The following is a 23,992-nucleotide window of genomic DNA, read 5'->3' as shown; positions in this document are numbered from 1 at the left end:
CACCAAATTACAAAAGCTTCAGGTCTTCTGTTCGGTGAACACCGGCGCAAAATATTTCCATTCCTCGAAAAACGCCGCAGGCAGCTTGTACGGCTGGCATTCGATGATCGCGCGCAACGCGCTCTCCTGATAGACGCGCAAATACGGCGTTGCCGGTGTTCCTTCCGGAACCGGCATTCCCTCGAGCGTACCGTCGCGCTTCAGGCGGATCGCAAACGCCGCTTCCGGCTTCTGCGACTCGATGCCGCCATAGGGTTTTTTCCAGCATCGCTCGACCTGCTGCTTGAACATCGATCCCCAGGTCGCGGAGTTGTCTGCTGCCGTGCCCTTTGAAGTGCCGAGCGCGGCGTTGGAATTCAGCGTGGCACCAGTCGCGGCTTGCCGCGTCGCGTCGCGCTTGTCCAAGAGCGCCGCAATCTGCGTTTGATCGAAGTGCCGTTCGACGATCTTCTGCTTCTGCTCCGGCGGTTTTGCCGCAGGCTGGGCGACCGGCTTCGGCGGCGGCTTCTTCTCTTCCTTCTTGATGGCTTCCGCGATCGGATCGACCTTCGGGGGATCCGGCTTCTTCTCCGGCTTCGGCTCTTCCTTGGGCTTTTCGGCGACCTTCGGCGGATCAGGTTTTTTCTCGACCGGCTTCTCCTCGGCCTTCGGCTGCGGCGGCGGCGCAGTTTCGGTGATGACCGGCGCCTTCTCGGTCACCTTGCCGACCGCGTCGTCGATCGGTTTGGCTTCAGCCACCTTGTCGACCAGCGGCTTCGGATTTTCCTTCTTGCCGGTCTTCATGCCGGCCATAACCTTGGCGAGCTGGTCGGGGGAAATGACGTCGACGGCGACCGATTCCTCCGGCGTCATTTCGTAAGCCTTGGTCGAGAACGACACCAGTCCGTACCCCAGCACGAGGACGTGCAGGGCGACCGACGCAGCCAGTGTCTTGTCGATCTTGAGCTTCACTTAAGTCTTTCCGCTCCGCGCAAAAACGGGATCGCTCACGAGCCCCCCTCAGGGATGATCACGATGTTCGCCTTGAACCCCGCCGTCCTAATATACCCCAATAACTTCATCATATCCGTGTAACAGACGTCTTTATCGCCGCGCAGATAGACCACGCTCTCGGCCTCCGACCGGGTTTCCCGGATAGCCTTGATTTTGGGCAGCAAGTCGGCGGCAGGGATTAATGTATCCCCCAGATATAGTTCGACATTCGAATTGCAGGAGCCGCCGGTGCGCTTGACCGACAGCGTCAATGGCGGGGCGTTCGACGCCAGCGACTTGCCGCCGCTGGCGACAGGCAGATCGATATCGATGGTCGAGGTCATCAGCGGTGCGGCCACCATGAAGATGATCAGCAGCACCAGCATCACGTCCACCATCGGCGTGACATTGATCTCCGCCATCACGGCGGCGCGCCGCCGGCCGCGGCGTCCACCGCCACCTGCCGAACCTGCCATGTTCATCGCCATGATCGGATGCCCACAATGCTCACGATTGACCGCTCCTCACGCCGTTTATCCGGGGCATGATCTGGTCCGAAAACCGGTTTCCACTTTTCGGGATCATGCCCGCTCGTCGATCTGGCGCGACAGGATCGCTGAAAATTCGTCGGCGAACCCCTCCAGCCGCTGGGCCTGCCGGTTCACCTCGGAAATGAACTTATTGTAGAAAATAGTCGCCGGAATGGCAGCGATAAGGCCGATCGCGGTGGCAAACAGCGCCTCCGCGATACCAGGCGCCACCACCGCCAGCGAGGTGTTTTTCGAGGCCGCGATCGACTGGAAGCTCGACATGATGCCCCAGACGGTTCCGAACAGGCCGACGAACGGCCCGGCCGAGCCGACGGTGGCCAGCACCAAAAGCCGCCGTTCCAGCCGCTCGACTTCACGGGCGATGGAGACGTTCATCACCTTCTCGATCCGCATCTGCAGGCCGGCAAAGGACCTGGTCTGGCTCTCGAACGAACGTTTCCATTCGCGCATCGCCGCCACAAAGCACGCTGCCATGGATTGCGTCGGCTTGGCGGAGAGCGAGCGGTAAAGCTCCTCGATCGATTGTCCGGACCAGAACGCCTGTTCGAAACGGTCCATCGCACGCTTGGTGCGCGCATAGAGAAAAATCTTGTCGATGGCGATCGCCCAGACCCAGACCGAACAGGCGAGCAGCCCCATCATCACTGATTTGACGACCCAGTGCGCCTGCAGGAACAGCGCGATCAGCGACACGTCTGACGCGGCCAGCGACAGCGATTGCGTTTCGACCTGTTGGGCGCTGGCTGACGAAGCCGTTGCCAGAAGGCAGGCCAGCGTCACGAACTGCAGGAATCTCCGGATCACCAGATCATATCCTCTCAATGCTCTCGTTTGGGCATGACCCTCTTCGGAAAACCGGTTTCCACGTTTCCAGATCATGCTCTATCTCTTGTTTGGAGCATGATCTTTTCGGAAAACCGTCCCACTTTTCCGGATCATGCTCGGTCTCTTGTTTGGAGCATGATCTTTTCGGAAAACCGGGTCCCACTTTTCCGGATCATGCTCCTTCCCAAATTCCTCCGGGAGCGACTGGCTGCCGGTTCCACAGCCGCGCATCGGGCGCGGCGAAAAATGCGCCAGCGCGAGAGCCTCATTGGTGTCACATGGGGGGCCCGTCCAAAGCCGGGTCCTGCTTCCCCTGCCAACGTGTCAAAACGAGGGCTATCCGCGCGTCTTTACGTCCCTAACCAGACGCTAATCTTGGTTAATGCGAGGTTACCAAAGGACAATTTGACTGCCGGAAATCAAGGCAGGCCGGACGGTTATGGGGGGTGGAACCGGGTTCCCCGGCTCGGGCGGCCCTGGGGTCTTGCTCGGTGTCGTCCCGGCCTTGAGCTCAGATGCGCAATTGCGCATCGGGGGACCCATACCGCGTGATCTCTCGATGAGGTTCGGTAGCCGAGACCATCCGCAAAACTTCTTCCTGTGGTTATGGGTCCCGGCTCAAGGCCGGGACGACGGCGGTGTTTGTAGCTACGCTGTGCACCAAACGCAGTTTCGCGATCTCGCGACGCATTGCGCCCGAGCTTTGCTGGAAACTTCCCGCCCTCTTCAAATAGAGGGCGCAGGGAAGACCGGGTGTGCGCTGCACCCGCGGTCTCGTGTGCGAATAGTGCAAAGAAAGCTGCACACGAGCATACAGGGCAGCGGAGAACACCCGGCCTTCCCTGCGCAATGGCTTTACGGCTTATGCCGTGATCTCCCCGGAGACGAGTTCTTGGTTGACTCCGTCGCTGCCGTTCAGCTCTCGCCTACCCGACAGCTTGACGCCTGCAACGGGCGCCAGGACCACACGGTTTTGCCGTACGCTAAATCCACGCCGTCGTCAGACGTAAACCAGCGTCCACCGCAACCCGTCCAACGTCCGTGACGACGGCCGACGCCCTTCTGACCAGGACGGGATGGCGATAGATGCGCACTGATTTGGGTCGGCCGACAACAGAAATATTTTTGATTTACAGAAACTTTCTACTTGACACGATTTCTGAAACTCAGAACTTATTTGCCCGTCGGGTTGATTTGTCGCAGCCGGCACCCGAGATCGTGCTTGCGCGAGGAGCGACGCAGCTCACGCCGGCAGCCCCGCCTCGGCGCAATTGACGAGCCGCGCCGGCATGCCGACGGCGGTGCATCCGGCCGGCACGTCTTGCTCGATGAGCGCGCCGGCGCCGATCTTGGCGAAGTCGCCGATGCTGACATCGCCCAGGATCGTGGCGCCGGTGCTGAGCAGCACGCCGGGGCCGATCCGAGGCGCACGGCCCGGCAGCGCCTGCTTCCGGCCGATGGTGACGTTTTGCAGGATCGTCACCTCGTCGCCGATGACAGCGAAGGCACCGACGATGATGCCGGTCGCGTGATCGAGAAACACCGAGACGCCGATCGAGGCGGTGGGATGGATGCTGACCTGCAGGGAATCCGACGACAGGCTTTGCAGCAACAAGGCGAGATCGGTTCGCTCGTTACGCCAGAGCCAGTTGGACACGCGCCAGGCCTGCAGCGCGACGTAGCCCTTGAAGTTGAGCAGCGGCGGCAGCAGCCCTTTGGTCGCAGGATCGTGAACGGCAATGCTTTGCAGATCGCGGCTTGCCGCATCGATCAGGTCGGGCGCGGCATGAAAGGCCTCACGGGCCACACGTGCGAACAGCTCGCGGTCATCAGCGGTCTTGCCGAGCCGTTCGCCGATCTGATGGGCGAGCGCGCGACTGAAATCGGCATGATCGAGGATCGCTGATGACAGCGAAGCGCCGAACAGCGGATCGCTGGCGAGGACGCTTTCCGCCTCGCGGCGGAGGGATCGCCAGATCTGGTCGACTGGTAGAACCTGGTTCTGGATCATCGCCATCGCCTCAGTTGCGCCGGCTCGAAATATAGGTCGTCCAGGGGACTGCGCCATGGTCGGATAGTTTTGGCGGATGTAGTCGCTGATATCATCGAGGTTGCGGAGCGCCTCCTCGGTGTAGACGATCTTCATGCACGACGAAACTTATCAAACGCGGCCCTAACTTGCTCGTCCGTTGCAAAGCGTCCTTCGCCAGCATCCTTCAGGCCACGCTCAATCTCTGCGCGTTCCTCGGGAGTGGCGCGATAGTCTTCCCCGGAAAATCCCGCGTCGATTTCCAGCGCAAGCTCGGCAAGCTCCACCTGGGCAGCCTCTGGCCAAGCCTCGACACGTCGCATTGCGTCCTGAAGTAATTTCGTGGTCATGAGGCGGAGTATGACATATCGGCCCTGTTTTCTTACAGTGGCATCTCTGCGAGATGGCCGCAACCAAACCCGGGCGACGCCGCGCCGGCGCATAGGGTAACCGCCGCTGAGCGCCTCAACGGCCAGATCAAGCGGCGGGCCGGCTGGTTGGCATACGCTGGACGCCATCGCGCCAGCGAGCGATCCCACCGCATCATCCTGCAGCAGTTCGTTGCTATGGCCTGCGGGCCTACGCCACTGACTTTCGTCCGCGGGTTCGCGGCGGCGTGATCAGGGCTTCCGCAGGAATGTTCCACTCGTGATGCAGCTTCCAGGCCATCCGCATCGTGAGGGCACGCTTTCTGGTCAGGATGTCCGATGCGCGCTGCCGTGAGCCGAGCAGACGCCCGAGATCGGCTTGGGTATAGCCGCCCGTTTCCATGCGATAGCGGATCGCCTCAATCGTCCCGGGCGGGTCGATTGGCCAGCGCTTGCGTTCGTAGTCCTCGACGATCAGCGCGAGAAGATCGAAGCGATCCGCCTCCGGCGTGCCCGGCTTCGGTTCGTTTTCGAAGTACCGCTCGATTTCTTCGAGCGCCTCGTCGTATTCGGTTTCGGTACGAATCGGACGGATCATTTTCTTCGCCAAGACACGGTCTCCGGATCGATACGATCATATTCAGCATGTGTACCGATGAACTTCACGAGGACGCGTCCGAACGCAAAGGAAACGTGAACGATCAACCGGTATTTGTTGCCGCCGAGATCGAAGATGACCCGGTTGTCGCCCACGAAATCGACGGTAGCTCCGAACTGCCGCTTTATCTCGGCCGGCCCCTTCCATCGTGCCTTGGCGACAATCGCGAACCACGCTCGAATCGGGCCCTCCGCATGCGGGTAACGCGCCCAGAATTCCCTCAGCGTCCGACGGGCGATCACCTGCATCGCCAAGTCATATCATGTCACCAATTTGGTGACAACTCGCCCCGGTACTGGGGCGAAGGCGGCTGCAAGACGCCGCGTATCCGCATAAACCAAACCGCCCGTCTGTGCTGATCACAAACGGGCGGCTCGTTAGCCTTCAGGCGCTATGGGGGCACAACGCCCGAGGCGTTAGCTCAAGTTCAGCTTTGCGGCTGATCGTTCGGCGGGGTCGGACGCGGCTTGTGCTGCGCCATGAACTGGTCGAACTCTTCCTTGTCCTTGGCGTGACGCAGGCGATCGAGGAAGTCGCGGAATTCGACCTGCTCTTCCTCGAGGCGCCGCAGCGTTTCGGTGCGGTATTCGTCGAAGGCGCGGTTACCGCTCGAGGGAGGGCCGAAACCGCCGAAGCCGAAACCACGGCGCTCCATGCGGCCGCGCATCCGGTCCATCTTGTACTGCATCCGCTCCATCTTGTTCTGCCAGCGATCCTGGTGACTCCAGCAACCCATTTTTCTGCTCCCGAGTGTGAAAAAGAGAAGGGCAAGCCCGATCGGCCACCAGATGATGAAGCCGAGGATGGTTACGGCGATCCAGCCAGGATGCCAGGGGCTATCCAGCATATGCGGGGGCCGACTGGTTTCTTCAGCGGGGCCGCGCCATCGATTGACATCTGCGGTGTAGGCCATTTCCCTCTCCATGACGGCGATCACGCCGTTGTGAATGTAAATAACATTTACATACCTAAACCATCCACGTTTTTTGTCAAGCGGGCGGCAAGCGGCCGCCGGTAAATTATTTTGGAGAGCCCCAGGGGCCGGCCGGCGGAACCGGCGGCGGGCCGGACGGCTTCTCGCTCGCCGGGTCTTTCGCGGCAGGCCTGCGATCGGTCGGGAAGCCGAGCCCGCGCAGATAAATCAGCACTTCGGCTTCCAGGAGATCCTCGGCCGACATCGGCAGCTTGCGGCGCGCCGCATCGCCCCGCGCAAACAGCGACGCCACGCCGTGCGACATCGACCAGATGTGCAGCGCCATCATCATCGCCGGCGGCCGCGGCATGCCCGGCGGCACCAGCGCTGCGAGACGCTCGGCTGCCGCCCTGATCACGGCGAAGGCGCGTTCGCTCGCCGCCTGCAGTGTCGGACTAAGATCGACCGGAAGGCCGGATTCGAACATCGCCGAGTAGAACGCCGGCTCATTGCGCGCGAACGCCAGATAGGCTTTGCCGAGCCGCTCGAACGCCGTGACGGTGTCGGGGCGACCGTCGTCCCAGGCTTGCAGCAAGAGCGCCTCGAACTGCTCGAAGCCGCGCTGCGCGATCGAGGACAGCAATTCGTCGCGATCGCGAAAATGCCGGTAGGGCGCCGCCGGGCTGACGCCGGCCATCCGCGCGGCGTCGGCAAAAGTGAAACCGGCCGCGCCCTTTTCGGCGATCAGGCCAAGCGCCGCCTGCAGCAGCGCTTCTTTCAGATTGCCGTGATGATAGCCGCGCTCGGGGCGGCGGGGTTCTTTGCGCCAACTCATGTGAAAGGCTTTTACATGAGTTGGCTATAAAGGTCACTTATTTTGGGCGTTCAGGAAGGTTAACGGGCGGAAATGCGTGGCTCCACAAGCGGGCGCAAGCCGAGGGTTCCAGCGTCTCACCGCGCCTTGTGCGCATTTCCCTTCTGCAACTCTTCGAAGCCTTTGGCTGCCTGCTGCACTTCCTCGGAGAAATCGGACATCTCCTGCACCTGGCGGATTTCGATGATCTCGTTCTCGGAAGCCGGGCACTTCTTGGCCCAGGCGATCGCCTCCTCGCGCGACTTGACGTCGATCATCCAGTAGCCGCCAAGCACTTCCTTGGCCTCGGTGAAGGGACCGTCGGTGACGACAGGCTTGCCGGTCGCGAACGACACCCGCGCGCCCATCGACGGCGGGTGCAACCCGTCGAGCGCGATCAGGACTCCGGCTTCACTCAGCGCCTCATTGTATTTCATCATCGCCGTGACGCGCTCGGGATCGAGCTGCACATCCGGCGCCGCGGTTTCATAGCCCAGGGGGATCATCAGCATCATGAATCGCATGGTGGGGTTTCCTGTTTTGGAAGCTGTCATTCCGGCGCGCGCGAAGCGCGAACTCATGTGCAATTGCACATCGGAGAATCTCGAGATTCCGGGTTCAGCCCTGCGGGCTGCCCCGGAATGACTTCGTCATTTCTTCCCCGCCTGCGCGCGCAGGCGATCTTCCTGCTCGCGCAGTTCGGGGGTGAAGGCCTCGCCAAAATCCTCGGCCGCGAACACTTGGCGGATTTCGATCTCGGCGCCGCCGTCGAACGGCGCGCGCTTCATCCACGCGATCGCCTCGTCGAGCGATTTGGCGTTGATCAGCCAGAAGCCGGCGACGAGATCGCTGGTCAGGGGGAACGGCCCTTTGACGGCACTGCCCTCTCCGCCCTGATATTTGACCCGTGCGCCTTTCGAAGACGGATGCAGCCCCTCGCCCGCCTCCATCATGCCGGCCTTGACCAGCTCCTCGTTGAACTTGCCCATGGCGGTCAGCATCTCCGTGCTCGGCATCACGCCGGCTTCGGTATCCTTGCTGGCCTTCACAATCACCATGAATCGCATCGTTTCGCTCCGTTTGTCTGTCTGGCCGGTCGGCCGGTACCATCGCTCGTCAACATGACGAACCGGGCTTTGCGGCACCGACATGTCGGTGAAAATTATTTTGGAGGCTTGCCCCGGGCGCTGCGCAGCAAGCCGCTTCGCTTGGTGCGCTGCCGACCCGGGGTCCATCCATCGCGTTGAGGGAATGGACCCCGGATCAGCGAAGCAGCGTTACACGCTGCATCGCGTCCGGGGAACGTCGCGGGGGCGCACGCTCAATCGCCGATCGCCTGTCCGGCGCCTCTAGCCCTGCTGCTTAACAAAAACACCGTTCTGATATGTCGCACCGAAATAGACGTCGATGCGACTGATCCTGTCGCCCGCAAAAGCGAAGGACTCCGTATTGCGGAAACTCTTGCCTTCCTTGGCGACGCATCGATAGGTCACAAACGCCGCCTCGCCCTCGACCATGATCCGCTCGAGATCCTGTCGTTCGATCCAGTCGCTGTTCTGCCAGCACCGCTCGAAATAGGTCGCCTTGTCGATTTCGTCGTCATAGGGGCTAGTGAAACGGAAATCGTCGGTGAAGGCGGCCTCGACCGCTGCGCGGTCGTTCGCCAAATAGGCGGCGAACAGCTTGCGGATGATCCCGGTCTTGCTTGCGGCGCTCATTCAGCGCTCCTTCGGCACCATGTTGAAATAGGGCTCAGCCTCCTTCAGCACCCGTGCGAATGACGGCCGCGCTTTCAGGCGTTCGAGATAGGCGGCAAGGTTTGTCTCGCCGTCGCCGAACGGCAACGCCATGCTGCCGTAGAACAGCGACGGCGCCGCGGCGCAGTCGGCGAGGCCAAAATCTTCGCCCATCGCCCAGGCTCCGCCGGCCATCTGCCGTTCGATCATCGCGTATGATGTGCGCAGCTGCGTGCGCGCCTCCTCGACGCCGTGGGGGTCCTTCCTCCCTTCAGGGCGAAGCCGGTCGAGCATGATCTTCTGCATCGGCAGATGCACATAGAGATCGAAGAAGCGGTCGCGCAGCCGGGTCTGCAGGGCCCTGTCAGCGTCAGCCGGAATCAAACGCGTACGTCCGGGATAATGGCGATCGAGATATTCGATCACGATGCTCGATTCCGGGACGATCTCGCCCCTGGCATCGTCCTGCAGCACCGGAAATTTTCCGATTCCCCATAGTTGCAGCAGTGCGGCGCGTTCGGCCGGATTGCCGAGATCGACCAGCTTCGGCGTGAACGGGACGCCGTTCTCATAGAGCGCAATCAGCGCCTTCCAACAGAACGACGCCAGCGGGTGATAATGCAAAGTCAGCGACATCTAGGCTCCGGATGTTGAGGCACGCCAGCAAGACGAACCAGGTTTTGGCCAACCGACATTTGAGGCGAATTATTTCGAAGCTGCCGGCGCGTAGCGCAGGATCACGATCCCGGTCGACAACGCCCGGCTGTCCAGCAGCTTCAGCTTGGTCCGCGCGCCCTGCTTGAACAACGGCGTTCCGCCGCCAAGGATGATCGGGGTCAGCGCGATGCGGAATTCGTCGATCACGCCGTGCGGGATCAAATGCGACGCCAGATCGGCGCTGCCGAACAGAAAGATATCCTTCGTCGCATCGCGCTTCAATTTGGTGACGGTATCAGCCGCATCGTCTGCAAACATCCGCGTGTTGTTCCAGGCGGATTGTTTCAGCGTGCGCGAGAACACGTATTTCGGCGCCGCATTCATGAAGTCGGCGACCTCGCCGGTCGCCTTCGGCCAATGGTTCGCCATCAGCTCATAGGTGACGCGGCCGAACAGCAATCCGCCGGCGGCGTTGAGCTGCTCGATCGACAATCGCTCCAGTTCTTCGCCCCAGACGTCTTCATGCCAGGAGATGTCCCGGTTCGGCCCTTCGACGAAGCCGTCCAGCGTCATCAGGTTCCACATGATCAGCTTTGCCATCTCTGCGCTCCCTTAACTGATTGCGATTTGCAACTGGTTGCAGTCTGAGGCAACCGGTGCAATATTGCAAGCAGTTTTTCGGGGACGAATTCCATGACCGACGATCAACGCTCCGGCTGCCCGATCAACCTCACGCTGGAAGTGGTCGGCGACAAATGGAGCCTGCTCATCATCCGCGACATGATGTTCGGCAACCGGCGGCATTTTCGCGAGCTATTGACCAAGTCGGAGGAAGGCATCTCCTCCAACATCCTCGCCGACCGGCTGAAGACGTTGCTCGATGCCGACATCATCACCCGCGAGGACGATCCCAGCCACAAGCAGAAGGGAATCTATTCGCTGACCGAACAGGGCATCGAATTGCTGCCGGTCCTCGCGCAGATGGCGGCCTGGGGTTACCAATATCTCCCGGTCTCCGAAGAACTCGGCATCCGCGCCAGGCTGCTCAGCGAGGGCGGACCCAAAATGTGGTCAGAGTTCATGGACGAGTTGCGCGAGACACATCTCGGCATTGCCCGGCGCAGGAAGGGACCGACGGTCGGTGAGCGGCTCCAGGCGGCGTATGAGAGTGTCGTGAACCGGACATAATGTTCAAAAATCTGAAGAATGCGCTCCGTAGGAATACGTAGGTCAGCAGGCCACGTCAGAGGCATTCACTCTGCACATCAACGTGCACACGCGAAAAATTATCGCGATGAATGAAGGGCGCACAGGAAGTTCATACCGAGCAGCGCATCGCACCAATTTCATCAGGCAAAACATTGGCGCGCGAGATGGTTTACCGTTGATAAACGGGTATCTGCAACTTTTCCCGGTGAATTATCAGCCATCCATTTTTTAAACTGCGCGGAGCCTCACGTGTTCAATTTGCAAAAGAAAGCAAACACCCAAAGCGCGCTTGCCCAAGCCGCTGCCATCAACAAGTCGCAGGCCGTGATCGAGTTCAAGCTCGACGGCACCATCGTCACGGCGAACCCGAATTTTCTCGGCGCCGTGGGCTACACGCTGGCCGAAATCCAGGGCAAGCATCACGGCATGTTCGTCGATCCGGCCGAGCGCGAGAGCGCGGCCTATCGCGAATTCTGGGCGCGGCTGAACCGGGGCGAATACCAGGCCGCGCAATACAAGCGGTTCGGCAAGGGCGGCCGCGAGATCTGGATCCAGGCGTCCTACAATCAGATCCTCGATAGTGGCGGCAAACCGGTCGGGGTCATCAAGTTCGCGACCGACATCACGGCGCAAAAGGTCCACAGCATGGAGGACGCCGGCAAGATCGCCGCGATCAGCCGGGCCCAGGCCGTGATCGAATTCAACATGGACGGCACCATCGTCACCGCCAACGAGAACTTCCTCGGCGCGGTCGGTTACGCGCTCGATGAGATCCAGGGCAAGCACCACAGCATGTTCGTGATCCCGGAAGATCGCGACAGCGCGGCCTATCGCGAGTTCTGGGCGCGGCTGAACCGCGGTCAGTACGAAGCCGCCGAATACAAACGGCTCGGCAAGGGCGGCAAGGAAATCTGGATCCTCGCCAGCTACAATCCGATCCTCAACGAGACCGGCAAGCCGTTCAAGGTGGTCAAGTTCGCCACCGACGTCACCGCGCAAAAGCTGAAAGCCGCCGACAATGACGGCCAGATCGCCGCGATCGTCAAATCGCAGGCCGTGATCGAATTCAACATGGACGGCACCATCCGCACCGCCAATCCGAATTTCTGCGCCGCGCTCGGCTATTCGCTGCCGGAAATCCAGGGCAAGCATCACGGCATGTTCGTCGAGCCGAACGAGCGCAATGCGCCGGCGTATCGCGAATTCTGGGAAAGCCTCAATCGCGGCCAGTACCAGGCGGCGGAATACAAGCGGATCGCCAAGGGCGGCCGCGAGATCTGGATCCAGGCGTCCTACAATCCGATCCTCGACCTCAACGGCAAGCCGTTCAAGGTGGTGAAATACGCGACCGACATCACCGCCCAGGCGATCGCGCGCAAGAAGGCCGAGAACGCCCGCGGCCTGATCGAGTCCGTGGCGGCGGGCAGCGAGGAGATGAGCGCCTCGATCCGCGAAATCTCCGAGACCATGACCAAGTCCAAGGCAAATGCCGCGAACGCAACCGCCCGGGTCGACGCCGCGGACGCGCAAGCTGTGAAGCTCAGCGCCGCTTCGCAGGCCATGAGCGGGATCGTCGAGCTAATCGGCAACATCACCGGACAGATCAATCTTCTGGCGCTGAATGCCACCATCGAATCGGCCCGTGCCGGCGAAGCGGGCCGCGGCTTTGCCGTGGTGGCCTCCGAGGTCAAGAACCTTGCCAATCAGGCCAAGCACGCCACCGACACGATCTCGAAGGAGATCGAACAGCTCAACGGCGTCGCCAGCGAAGTCGTGGGCTCGCTCACGGCCATCAAGGAGGCGATCGCCAGCGTCAACGAGTTCATCGCTTCCACGGCGGCTGCCGTGGAAGAACAGAGCGCCGTCACATCGGACATGTCGTCCAACATGCAGCGCGCCTCCGCGGAATTGGCCTGATACGGGACCGCCAGCCCCTCGTATCGGTTCAATCAGCCTTCGGGAGCCATCCCGAAGGCGAGCTTGACCGGCACCGCAGGCGCAGAAGCGCAGCGGTGCCGGATTTTTTTTGGGCATCGGCGGACGCTCAGACCGCTTCCCACCGCCGCGTCACTTCCGTCGCGCCCTCCACCGTGGCCTCGAAGATCGGCGACGCCAGCACGGCGTGGATGTGCAGCGTGGTAGTGCCGGAATTGCGGAAGCCGTGCAGTTGCCCGGCCGGCACGATCAGGGATTGCCCCGACGTGACGATGCTGCGTTCCGCGCCGAGCCACATCTCGGCCTCGCCCTCGCGCACGGTGAGCACCTCCTCTACGGGATGCGAATGCGTCGGGGCGCCGGCGCCGGGCGCTATCCATTGCTCGAAGATGCATAAATGCCTGGCGCCGTTGCGCGCCGAAACCAGCATGCGGGTCTCCACACCCAGCCGCCATTGCTCCGGTGGCATATCCCTGACGTCGACCACCATCATTGCCGGACCCTTTCGGTTGCCGTGACCTCGCGTGGTTCGAGAGCCTGCGCCGGATGCGGCGCAGCATGCAAGCGCGGGCTGCCGGCAGGTTCGAGACACAATGAACGGCGTGGGGTATAGAGCCAAAGAATCAATCACCAGCGGACCTCCTCCATGCCTCCTTCCCTGTCAAAAGTCGCACTCGTCACCGGCGCCGCGCGCGGCATCGGGCTTGCGACCGCAAAACGCTTTCTCGCCGATGGCTGGCGCGTGGCGCTGCTCGACATCGAGGGCGAATTGCTGCGTGGCGCGGTCGCCGCGCTGGCCAATCCGGACAACACGCAGGCGCTGCATTGCGACGTCAGCGATGCCGGCGCGGTGGCCTCGGCGATGACAAGTGTGATCGGGCGCTTTGGCCGGCTCGATGCGCTGGTCAACAACGCCGGCGTCGCGGTGTTCGCACCCCTGCTCGAGACATCGGACGAGGACTGGAACCGGATCCTCGCGGTCAATCTCACCGGGCCATTTATCTGCACCAAGGCCGCCGCGCCCCTGATGCGCGAACATGGCGGCGGCGCAGTGGTGAACATCACGTCGATCTCGGCGGTGCGCGCCTCGACGCTGCGTTCGGCCTACGGCACCAGCAAAGCGGGGCTTGCGCATTTGACAAAGCAGCTCGCGGTCGAACTGGCCTCGCTCGGCATCCGCGTCAACGCCGTCGCGCCCGGCCCGGTCGAGACCGCGATGGCGAAGGCGGTCCACACCCCGGAAATCCGCGCCGATTACCACGATGCTATTCCGCTCAACCGCTACGGCCTCGAGGAAGAACTGGCGGAAGCGGTGTTCTTCCTGTGCAGCGATCGCTCCAGCTACATCACCGGGCAGGTGCTCGCCGTCGACGGTGGCTTTGACGCCGCCGGCATCGGCTTGCCGACGCTGCGCGGGGAACGAAGGAATGGTTGACGCTATTCCCACCAGCGCTGGTTGACTGACCCGACGCGCCAGCCGGCATCGAGGCGATCGATCCTTGTCAGCGACAGCGGATCGATCACGAAGCGCAGCGCGTTGTCTGGCGCAAGATCCAGCGCGATGGCGAGCACCGCGCGGATGGTGCCGGAATGCACGACCAGCACCGCCTCGCCCGCGGGCAGACGCGAAAGTCCGTCCCGCGCGCGATCGATCTGATCGACAAAGCTTTCGCCGCCCGGCGGCCGGTTGCTGGCGGGCGACTTCCAGAACGCCTGATAGGCATCACCGAGTTCGGTGGTGAGATCATTGTGCCGCCGCCCGGTCCACGCGCCAAAATCCTGTTCGCGGAAGGCTGCCTCCTCGACCGGATCGAGTCCGAGCGTGAGTGCGGTCTGCCGCGTTCGCCGCGCCGGGCTGCAGACCGCATGGGCGCCCGGCGGCAATCTTGTTTTGAGCGCCGCAAAGGCCGCAGCGTCACTGACATCGGCCGGCGCATCCGAGCCGTGAATCACGCCGCGCGGTCCGTCGACCGGCGCGTGCCGGATCAGCCAGAGATGCGTTTCGCCGCTCATGCGAGCCGCGCCGCCAGCAGCACGAGGATGGCGGTTTCCGCCACCTGCTCGGCGCCACCCAGCACATCGCCGGTCTGGCCGCCGATCTGCCGCTGCGCCAGCCACGCCATGCCGAAACCGCTCAAGCCGGCCAGCAGCGCCGCGAACAGCGCGTTGCTCCAGGACAGCGACAGCAGCGCGACGATCACCGCCAGCACGACGGTGATCGTCGCCGTCGCCGCATCGGGCTGGCCGGCGTTGCGGGCGAGGCCGTCGTTGCGCGCGTAGGGCAGCTTCACCGACATCCAGGGCAGGATGCCCCGGCCAAGCGCGTGCGCGGCGATCAGGCATGGCACGACATAGCCGTCCGGAACCGCCGCCAGCGCGGAAAGCTTGGCGGCAAAGCTGACCAGCAGGATCAGCGCGCCGTAAGTGCCGAGCCGGCTGTCGCGCATGATCTCGAGTTTGGCGGCGCGGTCGCGGCCGCCGCCGAAACCGTCGGCGACGTCGGCGAGGCCATCCTCATGCAGCGCGCCGGTCAGGATCGCGCCGGCGCCGAGCGCAAGCGCGGCGGCGGCGAGATCAGGCACACCGACGGACCGCAGGCCGAGACAGACCAGTCCCACCACCGCGCCGATCAAGGCGCCGACGACCGGAAACATCCGGTGCGCGCGCACGAAATTGGCCGGCATCGGGCCTTGCGGATGCGGCATCGGCAGTCGCGTCAGGAACGCGACGGCCGTTCTTAAATCGTCGAGCCATTCATTCATGGTGTAACCTGAAAAATCGTCTTAACCTGCGGCCCGTCCGACTCGTGCATGATCGCGCGCAATCATGCACATAGGGAATCGCATGCAGTTCGACAGTCTAGACGACATCCGCGCCTTCTGTCGCGACGTGCCCAAAGGCGACGTGCGGTTCGCGGAAGCCGCCGTGCGCCGTCAGCAGAACCTGACCAAGCCGCCGGGAAGCCTCGGCCGGCTCGAAGAGCTTGCGATCTGGCTGGCGCAATGGCAGGGTCGCGAATCGCCGCGGCTGGATCGCGTCACGATAACCGTGTTCGCCGGCAATCACGGCGTCGCCGCGCGCGGCGTCTCGGCCTATCCGCCTGAAGTCACCGCGCAGATGGTGGCGAATTTTGCCGCCGGGGGTGCCGCCATCAATCAGATCGCCAGGCTGGCCGGCGCCGATCTGCGCGTGGTGCCGATCGAGCTCGATCGGCCGACCCGCGACTTCACCATGGCCACCGCGATGGATGCCGATGATTTCCTGAACGCGGTCGAGATCGGCTACCGCGCTGTGCCTGAAGATTGCGACCTGCTGGCGGTCGGCGAGATGGGCATCGCGAACACCACGTCGGCGGCGATGCTGTGCGCGGCGTTGATCGGCGGCGGCGCGGCGCGCTGGGCCGGCCGCGGCACCGGCGTCGATGATGAAGGGCTGGCGCGCAAGCGCGCGGCGATCGATGCGGCGCTGGACTATCACCGCGGCATTCTCTTGGATCCGCTGGCCGTGGCGGCGGCGCTCGGCGGCCGCGAGCTGGCTGGTATCGCCGGCGCCGTGCTGGCGGCGCGGCGGCACGGCATACCGGTGCTGCTCGACGGGTTCGTGGCGACATCGGCCGTGCTGCCGCTGGCGCATCTCGACGCGGGCGCGCTGGATCACTGCCGCGCCGGGCATGTCTCCGCCGAGTCAGGGCATCGCGATCTCTTGCGCGAACTCGGCCTGGCCCCGCTGCTCGATCTCGACATGCGGCTTGGCGAAGCCTCAGGCGCCGGTCTCGCAATCTTGCTGATGCGTGCGGCGCTGGCCTGCCACGCCGGGATGGCGACGTTCGCCGAGGCCGGGGTTTGCGGCGCGGATGATTAGAGCGTTTTCGAGCGAGCATGCCCTCGGCTGATCCGGGGGTGGGTACCGGTTCGCGTCAAAAAAGAGAAGTTCGAGCCTCGATTCTGATGCAATCGGAACCGAGGCTCTATGCCGGCCGCGCCGAGGTTGACTGGTTCAACAGGTCCGGGACGAAGGAGCCGCACATGCGAATGGCGCTCATCAAGGCAATTGTTGTTGCGGCGCTATGCGCTGCGGTTTCACCTGTTCGTGCCGAGGTGCGCATCCTCGCCAGCCCCGGCGGACAGGTCGGCCCGTTTCTCGACCTGTTCGAGCGCCTGCGCGCGTCCGGCGAGCGCGTCGTGATCGACGGGCCATGCCTGTCGGCCTGCACGCTGGTGCTGAGCACGGTACCGAACGAACGCATCTGCGTGACGCGCCGCGCGGTGCTCGGCTTCCACGGCGCGCGGTCGATCGACCGCCGCGGCCGGTTGTATGCCGAACCGGAAGCGTCGCAGGCGGTGCTGGAAGCCTATCCGGCGCCGGTCCGTAACTGGATCAGCCGCCGCGGCGGATTGACGTCGCGGATGTTGTTGCTGCGCGGGCGCGAACTCGCCGCGATTTACCCGTCGTGCAGGTGAAGGATCTGTAGGGTGGGTTAGGCGAAGCCGTAACCCACCGCCTTTGAGCAGGGAAAGTGGTGGGTTTCGCGGAGTTTATCATCGGGCGCGCATTCGCGCGACCCGGTGGCTCTACCCACCCTACGCAGCTACGCACTCACCGTCATGACTGCATATCTGCCGGGCAGTTGACCATCCAGGGCGTGCCGAACTTGTCGACGCACATGCCGAAACCATTGGAGAAAAAGGTCTTGGCAAACGGCATCTTCACGGTGCCGCCATCGGCCAGTGCATTGAAGCGGCGCTCGGCGTCGGCGGGATCATCAACCTGCAGCGCGACCGAAAAACCCTGCGGCTGATGGAAGTCGCCGGGAAATGCGTCGGAGGCCATCACCACCTCGCCATCGACCGTGAAACTGGCGTGCATGATCTTCTTCTTCCATTCCGCCGGGATCGGCATGTCGGCCGGCCCCCCTTCATAGAGCATCATCGCGTCAATCTTGGCGCCGAGCACTTTCTCATAATACTTCAGTGCTTCTTCGCAATTTCCGTTGAAGAACAGATAGGGATTGACCTGCATGGTTGGCTCCTTGGGTGGACAGATTTGACGTGAACGCATTCGCGGTGACCGTGCGCTACTTCTCGGTGAGCTTCTTCAGATTGGCAAGACCAGTCTCGAAATCCCTGCCGATCATGCGGTCCAGGTTCATGAACACCTGCATCACCTTGGACAGGAACACGGCGGGCCCGGTCATCGTCCAGGTCAGATGGGTAGCATCGCCCTGCGGCAGCATTGTGAATTCGGCGGTGTTGTGACCTTCGAACGGTTTGAAGAAATCGAGCTTGATGAGAATCCTCGAGGGCACTGACGTTTCGAGGATTTCCATGCGGCCGGACCCGACATTCTTGTTGCCGTCCCAGGCATAGACCGCGCCCTTGCCGCTGTCGGCGCCGCCATAGGTGCGCTTCAGCGCAGGATCCCTGTCCTCGTAGGGCGACCAGCTGCGCCATTGGCGAAAATCGTTGATCAGCGGAAATATCCGGTCCGCCGGCGCCTTGATGCTGATGGCGCGCTGGACCTGGAACGTATCCGGCTTGGTCGCGGCCAGAATCAGCACCGCGGCGATGGCAATCGCCAGTATGACGGCGATGATGGCAATGATGTCGAGCATGTCAGGCTCCGTACGGACTGGTCATTATGATGGAAGTCGGCGGCGGAAAGGAATGAAATTGCGCAAGGCCGGATCGCGCAGCCACAGCCCGCCCCATACCATCAGGCCGAGATAAAGCCCGAACAGCGTGTGGGTGAACAGCGGGCTGTCGATCCGGACATGGGATGCCATCGCGCCGCCGAGGTAACCGGTCAACAGGATGGCGCCGAGGATCGAGGTCGGCGGCACCGAATACAGCACGGTGCAGACGATGGTGATGATGCCCAGGCTGCGCGCCAGCGTTTCGCTCGAACCATAACCCATCCTGTCCATCGTTTCCGTGACGACCGGCCACGGCACCAGCTTGATGGCGCCGTCGAACAGCAGGAACATGATGACCAGGCCGGAGAGAACACGGCCGGTCCAGCGGGCGGTTTTGGCGACCGGCGCGGTTTCGGCGATCGCAGACATGGTGGACATGGCTTTCTCCTGTCATTTGCACAATTCCAGGACGAACGAGCCTGACGCAAACAGACAGGACGGCCGAACTTTTTTCAGAGGCCGCCGCACCCCACGCCACACAAGCGGTGGGAGGTGGGCCGCATGAATCGACAGAGCACGCCGCCAACACGGTCTCCGGCGAAGACATCTCTGATCGAGATGGCACACATCACCATGGTCGATTTCATGCGTGCGATCAGCGGCATGCGATCGAGATAACCGCGCGCCTGGCACGAACCTTTCATCGCGAAGGCGCGACTAACGGCTGTCAATCGAAACAGCCGCCCCCGGCAAAACCCATCCATTCTGGAGCACGACCAATGTCCTGCGAACAAAAGACGCTTGTCCAAACCAACCGGCCTGAGGACTCGATGTCCTACGCCATGATCGTCATCGGCGGCGGTGTCGGAAATCTTGCCGCAGGGATTTATTCTGCTGTTGCATACGCCCTGCGTCGCGTCCTGGCTCCGCAATCGCCGGTTCGGGAACGCCGTCTCCCGGCTGCGTACACTCAGCGGGGCTAATTGGGGGCCGCAGCTGGCGCGGCCTTTCACAGCGAAGCGCGACCAATGCCAAATTCATTGAAGACCAATCATTTAAATCATTCATTGCGGAGCACGACCATGACCCCCGACCAGAAGGCGCTTGTCAAAACTACCTGGGGCATGGTGGTCCCGATCGCCGATACCGCCGCGCAACTGTTCTACGGCAGCCTGTTCGAAATCGACCCGTCCACGCGCCCCATGTTTGAGAGCACCGACATGCCGGAGCAGCGCAAGAAGCTGATGCAGGCGCTGGCAACCGTGATCGGCGGTCTCGACAACCTCGCGCCGCTGATCCCGGTGCTGGAAACGCTCGGCAAGAAACACGTCGCTTACGGCGTCCTCGACAAGCATTACGACTCGGTCGGCGCCGCATTGCTGTGGACGCTCGAACAGGGCCTGCAAACCGCGTGGACACCGCCGGTGCAGGACGCCTGGATCGCGGCCTACACGGCCGTCGCCGGCGTGATGCGCAATGCGGCGAAGACGGTGCCGGACGCCGCATGACCGGCGCCGCCTGAAGCCCATTTGCGACAAGATTGATTCGGTGATGAGCGCGCCGTTTCCGGCGGCGCTTCAGCCCCGGCGGAAGCCGTCGTGAGGCGCTAATGGCGTGATGAGGTTATGTTGAATTGGTCTGGCGGCGGTCTCGCTGCACCTCTCCCGCTTGCGGGGTCGAGACGAGCGAAGCTCGCTCTTAGGTCGACGCGCGAAGCGCGGCGGGTGGGGGCTCTCTCCAATCGAAGAGTGCGAATCGCGGATAGACCCCCACCCCAGCCTTCTCCCGCAAGCGGGAGAGGGAGCGCGCTTCCTTCGCGGTTGCTATTTGACCTAACTTGATCAAGCTCTAGATGAGGAAGCTAGGCTACTTCCCCGCCTTGGCGCCGCGCGGGTTGCTGTCGCGCATCAGGCGGTCGAGGTGCATGCGGATGTGGGCGGCCTCGGCCGAGGTATTGGCCAGTGCGATGGCGCGGTCGAAGGCGACACGGGCTTCCTCGTTGCGGCCGAGCTGCATCAGGAAGGCGCCGCGCACGCCGAAGTAATGAAAGTAATTCGACAGCCGCGCCGCCAGCGGCTCGATCATGTCAAGCGCGGCTTCGGGACCCTTCACCTTCGAAACGGCGACGGCGCGATTCAGCGTGACCACGGGCGATGGTTGCATGATCTCAAGCGCGCCGTACAGCAGATCGATCTGGGTCCAGTCGGTATCCTCAGGCTTTTCGGCGCGGGCATGCAGGGCGGATATCGCCGCCTGAATCTGATAGGGCCCGCTGCGGCGATGGCGCATCGCCTTGTCGATCAGCGCCAGCCCCTCGGCGATCATCTTGCTATTCCACAGCGTGCGGTCCTGATCGTCGAGCAGGATCACCGCGCCATCGGCATCGAACCGCGCCGCGGCGCGCGCGTGCTGCAGCAACAGCAGCGCGGTCAGCCCCATGATCTCGGGCTCACTCTGGAACAGCCGCAGCAACAGCCGCGCCAGCCGGATCGCTTCCTCGCACAGCGGGCTGCGGATCTCGGCGGTATCGCCGCTCGCCGAATAGCCCTCATTGAAGATCAGATAGATCATCGCGGCGACCGCAGCCAGCCGCTCGGTGCGCTCCACGGCCCCCGGTGTCTCGAACGGCACGTCGGCGTCAGCCACGCGCGCTTTTGCACGCGTGATGCGCTGCTCCATCGCGGCTTCCGAAACCAGGAAGGCGCGCGCGATCTGCTTGACGGAGAGGCCCGAGACGATGCGCAGCGCCAGCGCGATCTGCTGTGTCGCCGGCAAATCGGGATGGCAGCAGATGAACAGCAGCCGCAGAATGTCGTCGCGGTAATGCGAGCCGTCGAGCCGCTCGGCGAGTTGATCCTCGGCATCGTCGGTATCCGAGATCGCGTGGTCGTCCTCGGGCAGCGGCTCCTGCTTGCGGCCCCGCCTGATGTCGTCGATCGCGACGTTGCGCCCGACCATGATCAGCCACGCCGCGGGGTCGCGCGGCGGGCCGTTCTGCGGCCAGCTTTTCAGCGCCCGCAGGCAGGCGTTCTGGAATGCTTCCTCGGCGGTATCGAGGTTGCGGAAATAGCGCAGCAGCGCGCCGACCGCCTGGGGGCGCGCCGAGGTCAGCGCGTTATCGATCCAGGCGGTGTCGGTCATTTCGGTGCGCTCCCGGGTGTGAAATGGCCAACCGGGCGGATCTCATAGGCGCCGCCGGGATTGGCCTTGCCGAGATCGCGCGCGACGTCGAGCGCCGCGTCGAGATTCTCGCAATCGACGACATAGAAGCCGAGCAGTTGCTCCTTGGTCTCGGCATAGGGGCCGTCGATCACGACCGGCGGATCGTCCTTGCGCAAGGTGGTCGCCGCCGTGGTCGGCAACAGCCGCGCCACCGGGCCGAGCCGGCCCTGCTTGGTGAGCTTGTCCTGCACGACCCGCAGTTTCGTCATGACCGCGGCGTCCTGTTCCTTGGTCCAGGAACCCGTTAAATCTTCGTCGTGGTAGCAAAGGATGGCGTACAGCATGCGACCGGCATCTCCGTTCTTTGTTATGACGAACGATTATGCCCGCTGCCGACAGGGGAGCGAAAGAAATTTTCGGATGTTCCGTGCCCTGTCAGAGACCAACAATCGGCGCCGGCGGCGGATTTGAAATGCCGGCCGGTGCATGACAGCCATGACTACAGCCGGATTTAGATGAATTTGGCCAGTTGGTATCTCCCTTGCTTGATGAAAGGAGGTTAGAGGAAGGGTTCAATCCATCTGAAGGTACCGGTCACGTTGCGTGGCGATACGAAGGGAAAATCAATGAAAAAGGGGGCGCTCGCGCTGCTCGTGCGTGGCGGGACCGATAACTGGGCGGCGTCGCGGTGGATGAAGCGGTTTGGCGACGTCTGCCCGGATCGCTCCATAGTGGAGATGCCGGATCCATCGTTCGACCCGGCCGAGGTCCATTACGCCGCGGTGTGGAAGCCGAAGCCCGGGGAACTAGCCGCGTTCCGGAATTTGCGCATCATCTTCAATCTCGGCGCCGGCGTCGACGCGCTGATGGTTGACACCACGTTGCCCGACGTGCCGCTGGTGCGGGTCGCGGTCCCCGACTTGACCGAGCGGATGACCGAATATGTCGTGCTGCACGCGCTGATGCATCACCGGCAGGAGCTTTATCTGCGCGAGAGCCAGCGGGTGAAACGCTGGTCGCCGCAGCCGCAATGGGCGGCAGGCGCAATCACCGTCGGCATCATGGGATTGGGCGCGCTCGGCGCCAATGCCGCCGGCGTACTAGGGCATGTCGGCTTCAAGGTCGTCGGCTGGAGCCGGAGTCCAAAGCAGATCGCCGGTGTCCCCTGCTTTCACGGCGAGCAGCAATTGGACGCCTTCCTGCGCCAGACCGACATTCTGGTCGCACTGCTGCCGCTGACGGCGGATACACGGGGTATCCTCAATCGCGGCGTGTTCGAAAAACTCAACCGCTCAAGCCCAATGGGCGCGCCCGTCCTGATCAATGCCGGCCGCGGGGCTTCGCAGAACGAGGCGGATATTCTGAGCTGCCTGGAAGACGGCACGCTCGGCGGCGCATCGCTCGACGTCTACGTGACCGAACCGCTGCCCGCGGACAGCCCGTTCTGGACCCATCCAAAGGTGGTGCTGACCCCGCACAACGCCGCCGACACCGATCCCGAAGAGATTTCGAAATACGTCGCGCAGCAGATCGAACGTTTCGAGGCCGGCGGCGCGCTGGAGAATGTGGTTGACCGCGGACGGGGGTATTGAGTCCAATTTGAATGACGATGTCGTCCCGGCCTTGAGCACAGATGCGCAATTGCACATCTGTGCTCAAGGCCGGGACGACACCGGTGCTACCCGCGCGCCATCACATCCACCGCGCCGTTCACCAGCGCTTCCAGTTCCGCGCGCGGCACTTGCGCGCGAGCGCGGATTGCAATGGTGTGGATGGTCGCCGACGCGAGATTGGCCAGCACTTGCGGATCGGCGGAAGCGGACAATTCACCCCGTTCCTGTGCGATCTTGAACAGCCGCGCAAAGAATCGATCCATCTCGCCGAGGCCGCTGACCACCAGGGCGCGGATGTCAGGGTCGAACACCGCTTCCGAGGTCGCGGTCATGACAGTGAAACAGCCGCGCGGTCCGCCCTCGCCCGACAGATACATGTCAAGCGCGATGCCATAGATCCGAAGCAGCATCGGCCGCAGCGGCATGTCGGCCGCAAAGGCCTCGCCCATCCGCGCGCGGGCGCGGTTGCGGTAGCTCTCATAGGTCTTCTTGTAGAGTTCGCGCTTGTCGCCGAACGCGCCATAGAGGCTCGGCCGGTTCATGCCGGTGGCGGCGCTGAGATCATCGAGCGAGGTCGCGGCAAAGCCGTCCTTCCAGAACACATCGAGCGCGCGCGACAGCGCCACGTCAGGCTCATAGGCGCGCGGCCGGCCGCGGCGTTTTGTCGGGACGCCGCCGGCCGGGGGTTGCGGCCTCGCAGGCTCGGGCTTTGAAAGCTCAGTCTTCGCCTTGGGCCGGACGCGCGGCGGCGGTGGATTCCTTTTTTGTACCATCTTGCAAATAATCCTTGACGCTTATTTATACGAAGCGGTACATAAATCAAGCTCAGCCGTCGCGACCGTCTGAACCCAAAGACCGAAACCCCAAAAGTGAACCCCA

The 23,992-nt window shown here is 62.9% G+C and carries 30 protein-coding genes; 7 read left to right on the top strand and 23 right to left on the bottom strand.

Annotated features, from left to right (window positions below; genetic code table 11):
- Positions 1-18: 18 nt before the first annotated feature.
- The 14 genes from JQ558_RS04690 to JQ558_RS04625 form a co-directional block, all read right to left on the bottom strand.
- On the bottom strand, positions 19-951 hold the full coding sequence (locus JQ558_RS04690; protein WP_212207625.1) for a protein TolA: 933 nt from the start codon (positions 949-951) through the stop codon (positions 19-21).
- Between the two features lie 35 nt (positions 952-986).
- Positions 987-1,460, bottom strand: a complete 474-nt coding sequence (locus JQ558_RS04685) for a biopolymer transporter ExbD (protein WP_212207624.1) — start codon at positions 1,458-1,460, stop codon at positions 987-989.
- 93 nt (positions 1,461-1,553) lie between these two features.
- The gene (gene tolQ, locus JQ558_RS04680; RefSeq protein WP_212207806.1) at positions 1,554-2,237 is read right to left on the bottom strand and encodes a protein TolQ; all 684 of its coding nucleotides are present in this window, start codon (positions 2,235-2,237) and stop codon (positions 1,554-1,556) included.
- A gap of 1,354 nt (positions 2,238-3,591) precedes the next feature.
- Positions 3,592-4,359, bottom strand: coding sequence for a serine acetyltransferase (locus JQ558_RS04675; RefSeq protein WP_212293109.1), 768 nt, complete (start codon positions 4,357-4,359; stop codon positions 3,592-3,594).
- Positions 4,360-4,490: 131 nt separating this feature from the next.
- Positions 4,491-4,727 (bottom strand): hypothetical protein, encoded by a 237-nt coding sequence (locus tag JQ558_RS04670; RefSeq protein WP_249142344.1) that lies wholly within the window; start codon positions 4,725-4,727, stop codon positions 4,491-4,493.
- Positions 4,728-4,956: 229 nt separating this feature from the next.
- Complete coding sequence (locus tag JQ558_RS04665) at positions 4,957-5,343, bottom strand: type II toxin-antitoxin system HigA family antitoxin (protein WP_212213096.1); 387 nt, start codon at positions 5,341-5,343, stop codon at positions 4,957-4,959.
- On the bottom strand, positions 5,340-5,651 hold the full coding sequence (locus JQ558_RS04660; protein ID WP_212213273.1) for a type II toxin-antitoxin system HigB family toxin: 312 nt from the start codon (positions 5,649-5,651) through the stop codon (positions 5,340-5,342). The genes JQ558_RS04665 and JQ558_RS04660 overlap by 4 nt, the downstream gene beginning before the upstream one ends.
- Positions 5,652-5,830: 179 nt before the next feature.
- Complete coding sequence (locus JQ558_RS04655; protein ID WP_211999528.1) at positions 5,831-6,316, bottom strand: DUF2852 domain-containing protein; 486 nt, start codon at positions 6,314-6,316, stop codon at positions 5,831-5,833.
- A gap of 106 nt (positions 6,317-6,422) precedes the next feature.
- Positions 6,423-7,151, bottom strand: coding sequence for a TetR/AcrR family transcriptional regulator (locus JQ558_RS04650; RefSeq protein ID WP_212293027.1), 729 nt, complete (start codon positions 7,149-7,151; stop codon positions 6,423-6,425).
- 116 nt (positions 7,152-7,267) lie between these two features.
- Entirely contained in the window at positions 7,268-7,693 is a 426-nt protein-coding gene (locus tag JQ558_RS04645; protein WP_212293026.1) for a YciI family protein, read from the bottom strand.
- Between the two features lie 126 nt (positions 7,694-7,819).
- The gene (locus tag JQ558_RS04640; protein ID WP_212213102.1) at positions 7,820-8,236 is read right to left on the bottom strand and encodes a YciI family protein; all 417 of its coding nucleotides are present in this window, start codon (positions 8,234-8,236) and stop codon (positions 7,820-7,822) included.
- Between the two features lie 282 nt (positions 8,237-8,518).
- The gene (locus JQ558_RS04635; RefSeq protein WP_212276355.1) at positions 8,519-8,887 is read right to left on the bottom strand and encodes a nuclear transport factor 2 family protein; all 369 of its coding nucleotides are present in this window, start codon (positions 8,885-8,887) and stop codon (positions 8,519-8,521) included.
- Positions 8,888-9,541 carry a glutathione S-transferase family protein gene (locus tag JQ558_RS04630; RefSeq protein WP_212276356.1) on the bottom strand — a complete coding sequence of 218 codons (654 nt, stop codon included), beginning with the start codon at positions 9,539-9,541 and terminating at the stop codon, positions 8,888-8,890.
- A gap of 69 nt (positions 9,542-9,610) precedes the next feature.
- Positions 9,611-10,162: a dihydrofolate reductase family protein gene (locus JQ558_RS04625; RefSeq protein WP_212276357.1), complete on the bottom strand. Its 552-nt coding sequence runs from the start codon at positions 10,160-10,162 to the stop codon at positions 9,611-9,613.
- Positions 10,163-10,255: 93 nt separating this feature from the next.
- On the opposite strand from JQ558_RS04625, the gene JQ558_RS04620 reads away from it, so the two are divergent.
- The gene (locus JQ558_RS04620) at positions 10,256-10,750 is read left to right on the top strand and encodes a helix-turn-helix domain-containing protein (protein ID WP_212293025.1); all 495 of its coding nucleotides are present in this window, start codon (positions 10,256-10,258) and stop codon (positions 10,748-10,750) included.
- Positions 10,751-11,029: 279 nt separating this feature from the next.
- Positions 11,030-12,688 (top strand): PAS domain-containing methyl-accepting chemotaxis protein, encoded by a 1,659-nt coding sequence (locus tag JQ558_RS04615; RefSeq protein WP_249142354.1) that lies wholly within the window; start codon positions 11,030-11,032, stop codon positions 12,686-12,688.
- 127 nt (positions 12,689-12,815) lie between these two features.
- Here JQ558_RS04615 and JQ558_RS04610 read toward each other — a convergent pair whose 3' ends face one another.
- On the bottom strand, positions 12,816-13,199 hold the full coding sequence (locus tag JQ558_RS04610) for a cupin domain-containing protein (protein ID WP_312014738.1): 384 nt from the start codon (positions 13,197-13,199) through the stop codon (positions 12,816-12,818).
- Between the two features lie 153 nt (positions 13,200-13,352).
- Here JQ558_RS04610 and JQ558_RS04605 point away from each other — a divergent pair, with 153 nt between their 5' ends.
- On the top strand, positions 13,353-14,141 hold the full coding sequence (locus JQ558_RS04605; protein WP_212293023.1) for an SDR family NAD(P)-dependent oxidoreductase: 789 nt from the start codon (positions 13,353-13,355) through the stop codon (positions 14,139-14,141).
- A 2-nt stretch (positions 14,142-14,143) separates the two neighbouring features.
- On the opposite strand, the gene JQ558_RS04600 is transcribed toward JQ558_RS04605, so the two are convergent.
- On the bottom strand, positions 14,144-14,719 hold the full coding sequence (locus JQ558_RS04600; protein ID WP_212293022.1) for a histidine phosphatase family protein: 576 nt from the start codon (positions 14,717-14,719) through the stop codon (positions 14,144-14,146).
- Positions 14,716-15,468 (bottom strand): adenosylcobinamide-GDP ribazoletransferase, encoded by a 753-nt coding sequence (gene cobS / locus JQ558_RS04595; RefSeq protein WP_212293021.1) that lies wholly within the window; start codon positions 15,466-15,468, stop codon positions 14,716-14,718. Before cobS ends, JQ558_RS04600 begins: the two co-directional genes overlap by 4 nt.
- A gap of 82 nt (positions 15,469-15,550) precedes the next feature.
- Here cobS and cobT point away from each other — a divergent pair, with 82 nt between their 5' ends.
- A complete protein-coding gene (gene cobT, locus JQ558_RS04590; protein WP_212293020.1) occupies positions 15,551-16,567 on the top strand; it encodes a nicotinate-nucleotide--dimethylbenzimidazole phosphoribosyltransferase in 1,017 nt (338 codons plus the stop codon).
- 170 nt (positions 16,568-16,737) lie between these two features.
- Positions 16,738-17,166: a hypothetical protein gene (locus tag JQ558_RS04585; protein ID WP_249142353.1), complete on the top strand. Its 429-nt coding sequence runs from the start codon at positions 16,738-16,740 to the stop codon at positions 17,164-17,166.
- 142 nt (positions 17,167-17,308) lie between these two features.
- Here the strand turns inward: JQ558_RS04585 and JQ558_RS04580 are convergent, their stop codons facing one another.
- Genes JQ558_RS04580 through JQ558_RS04570 form a run of 3 tightly spaced genes read right to left on the bottom strand, consistent with a single transcriptional unit; the run spans position 17,309 to position 18,767 of the window.
- Positions 17,309-17,725 carry a VOC family protein gene (locus JQ558_RS04580; protein WP_212213130.1) on the bottom strand — a complete coding sequence of 139 codons (417 nt, stop codon included), beginning with the start codon at positions 17,723-17,725 and terminating at the stop codon, positions 17,309-17,311.
- 55 nt (positions 17,726-17,780) lie between these two features.
- Positions 17,781-18,317, bottom strand: a complete 537-nt coding sequence (locus JQ558_RS04575) for an SRPBCC family protein (protein WP_212293018.1) — start codon at positions 18,315-18,317, stop codon at positions 17,781-17,783.
- Positions 18,318-18,341: 24 nt separating this feature from the next.
- A complete protein-coding gene (locus JQ558_RS04570; RefSeq protein ID WP_212293107.1) occupies positions 18,342-18,767 on the bottom strand; it encodes a DoxX family protein in 426 nt (141 codons plus the stop codon).
- 653 nt (positions 18,768-19,420) lie between these two features.
- Between JQ558_RS04570 and JQ558_RS04565 the strand changes: the two genes are divergently transcribed.
- The gene (locus JQ558_RS04565) at positions 19,421-19,846 is read left to right on the top strand and encodes a globin family protein (RefSeq protein WP_212293017.1); all 426 of its coding nucleotides are present in this window, start codon (positions 19,421-19,423) and stop codon (positions 19,844-19,846) included.
- A 358-nt stretch (positions 19,847-20,204) separates the two neighbouring features.
- Here the strand turns inward: JQ558_RS04565 and JQ558_RS04560 are convergent, their stop codons facing one another.
- Together JQ558_RS04560 and JQ558_RS04555 are read right to left on the bottom strand one after the other, a co-directional pair.
- Positions 20,205-21,479 (bottom strand): RNA polymerase sigma factor, encoded by a 1,275-nt coding sequence (locus tag JQ558_RS04560; protein ID WP_212293016.1) that lies wholly within the window; start codon positions 21,477-21,479, stop codon positions 20,205-20,207.
- Positions 21,476-21,844 (bottom strand): YciI family protein, encoded by a 369-nt coding sequence (locus tag JQ558_RS04555; protein WP_212213138.1) that lies wholly within the window; start codon positions 21,842-21,844, stop codon positions 21,476-21,478. Before JQ558_RS04555 ends, JQ558_RS04560 begins: the two co-directional genes overlap by 4 nt.
- A 282-nt stretch (positions 21,845-22,126) precedes the next feature.
- Between JQ558_RS04555 and JQ558_RS04550 the strand changes: the two genes are divergently transcribed.
- Positions 22,127-23,092 carry a glyoxylate/hydroxypyruvate reductase A gene (locus tag JQ558_RS04550; RefSeq protein WP_212293015.1) on the top strand — a complete coding sequence of 322 codons (966 nt, stop codon included), beginning with the start codon at positions 22,127-22,129 and terminating at the stop codon, positions 23,090-23,092.
- A gap of 86 nt (positions 23,093-23,178) precedes the next feature.
- On the opposite strand, the gene JQ558_RS04545 is transcribed toward JQ558_RS04550, so the two are convergent.
- A complete protein-coding gene (locus tag JQ558_RS04545; protein ID WP_212293014.1) occupies positions 23,179-23,886 on the bottom strand; it encodes a TetR/AcrR family transcriptional regulator in 708 nt (235 codons plus the stop codon).
- Positions 23,887-23,992: the final 106 nt, after the last annotated feature.

The sequence above is a fragment of the Bradyrhizobium sp. AUGA SZCCT0160 genome, assembly GCF_018130105.1.
Classification (GTDB): domain Bacteria; phylum Pseudomonadota; class Alphaproteobacteria; order Rhizobiales; family Xanthobacteraceae; genus Bradyrhizobium.
This window is presented reverse-complemented; position numbering and strand designations above follow the sequence as displayed.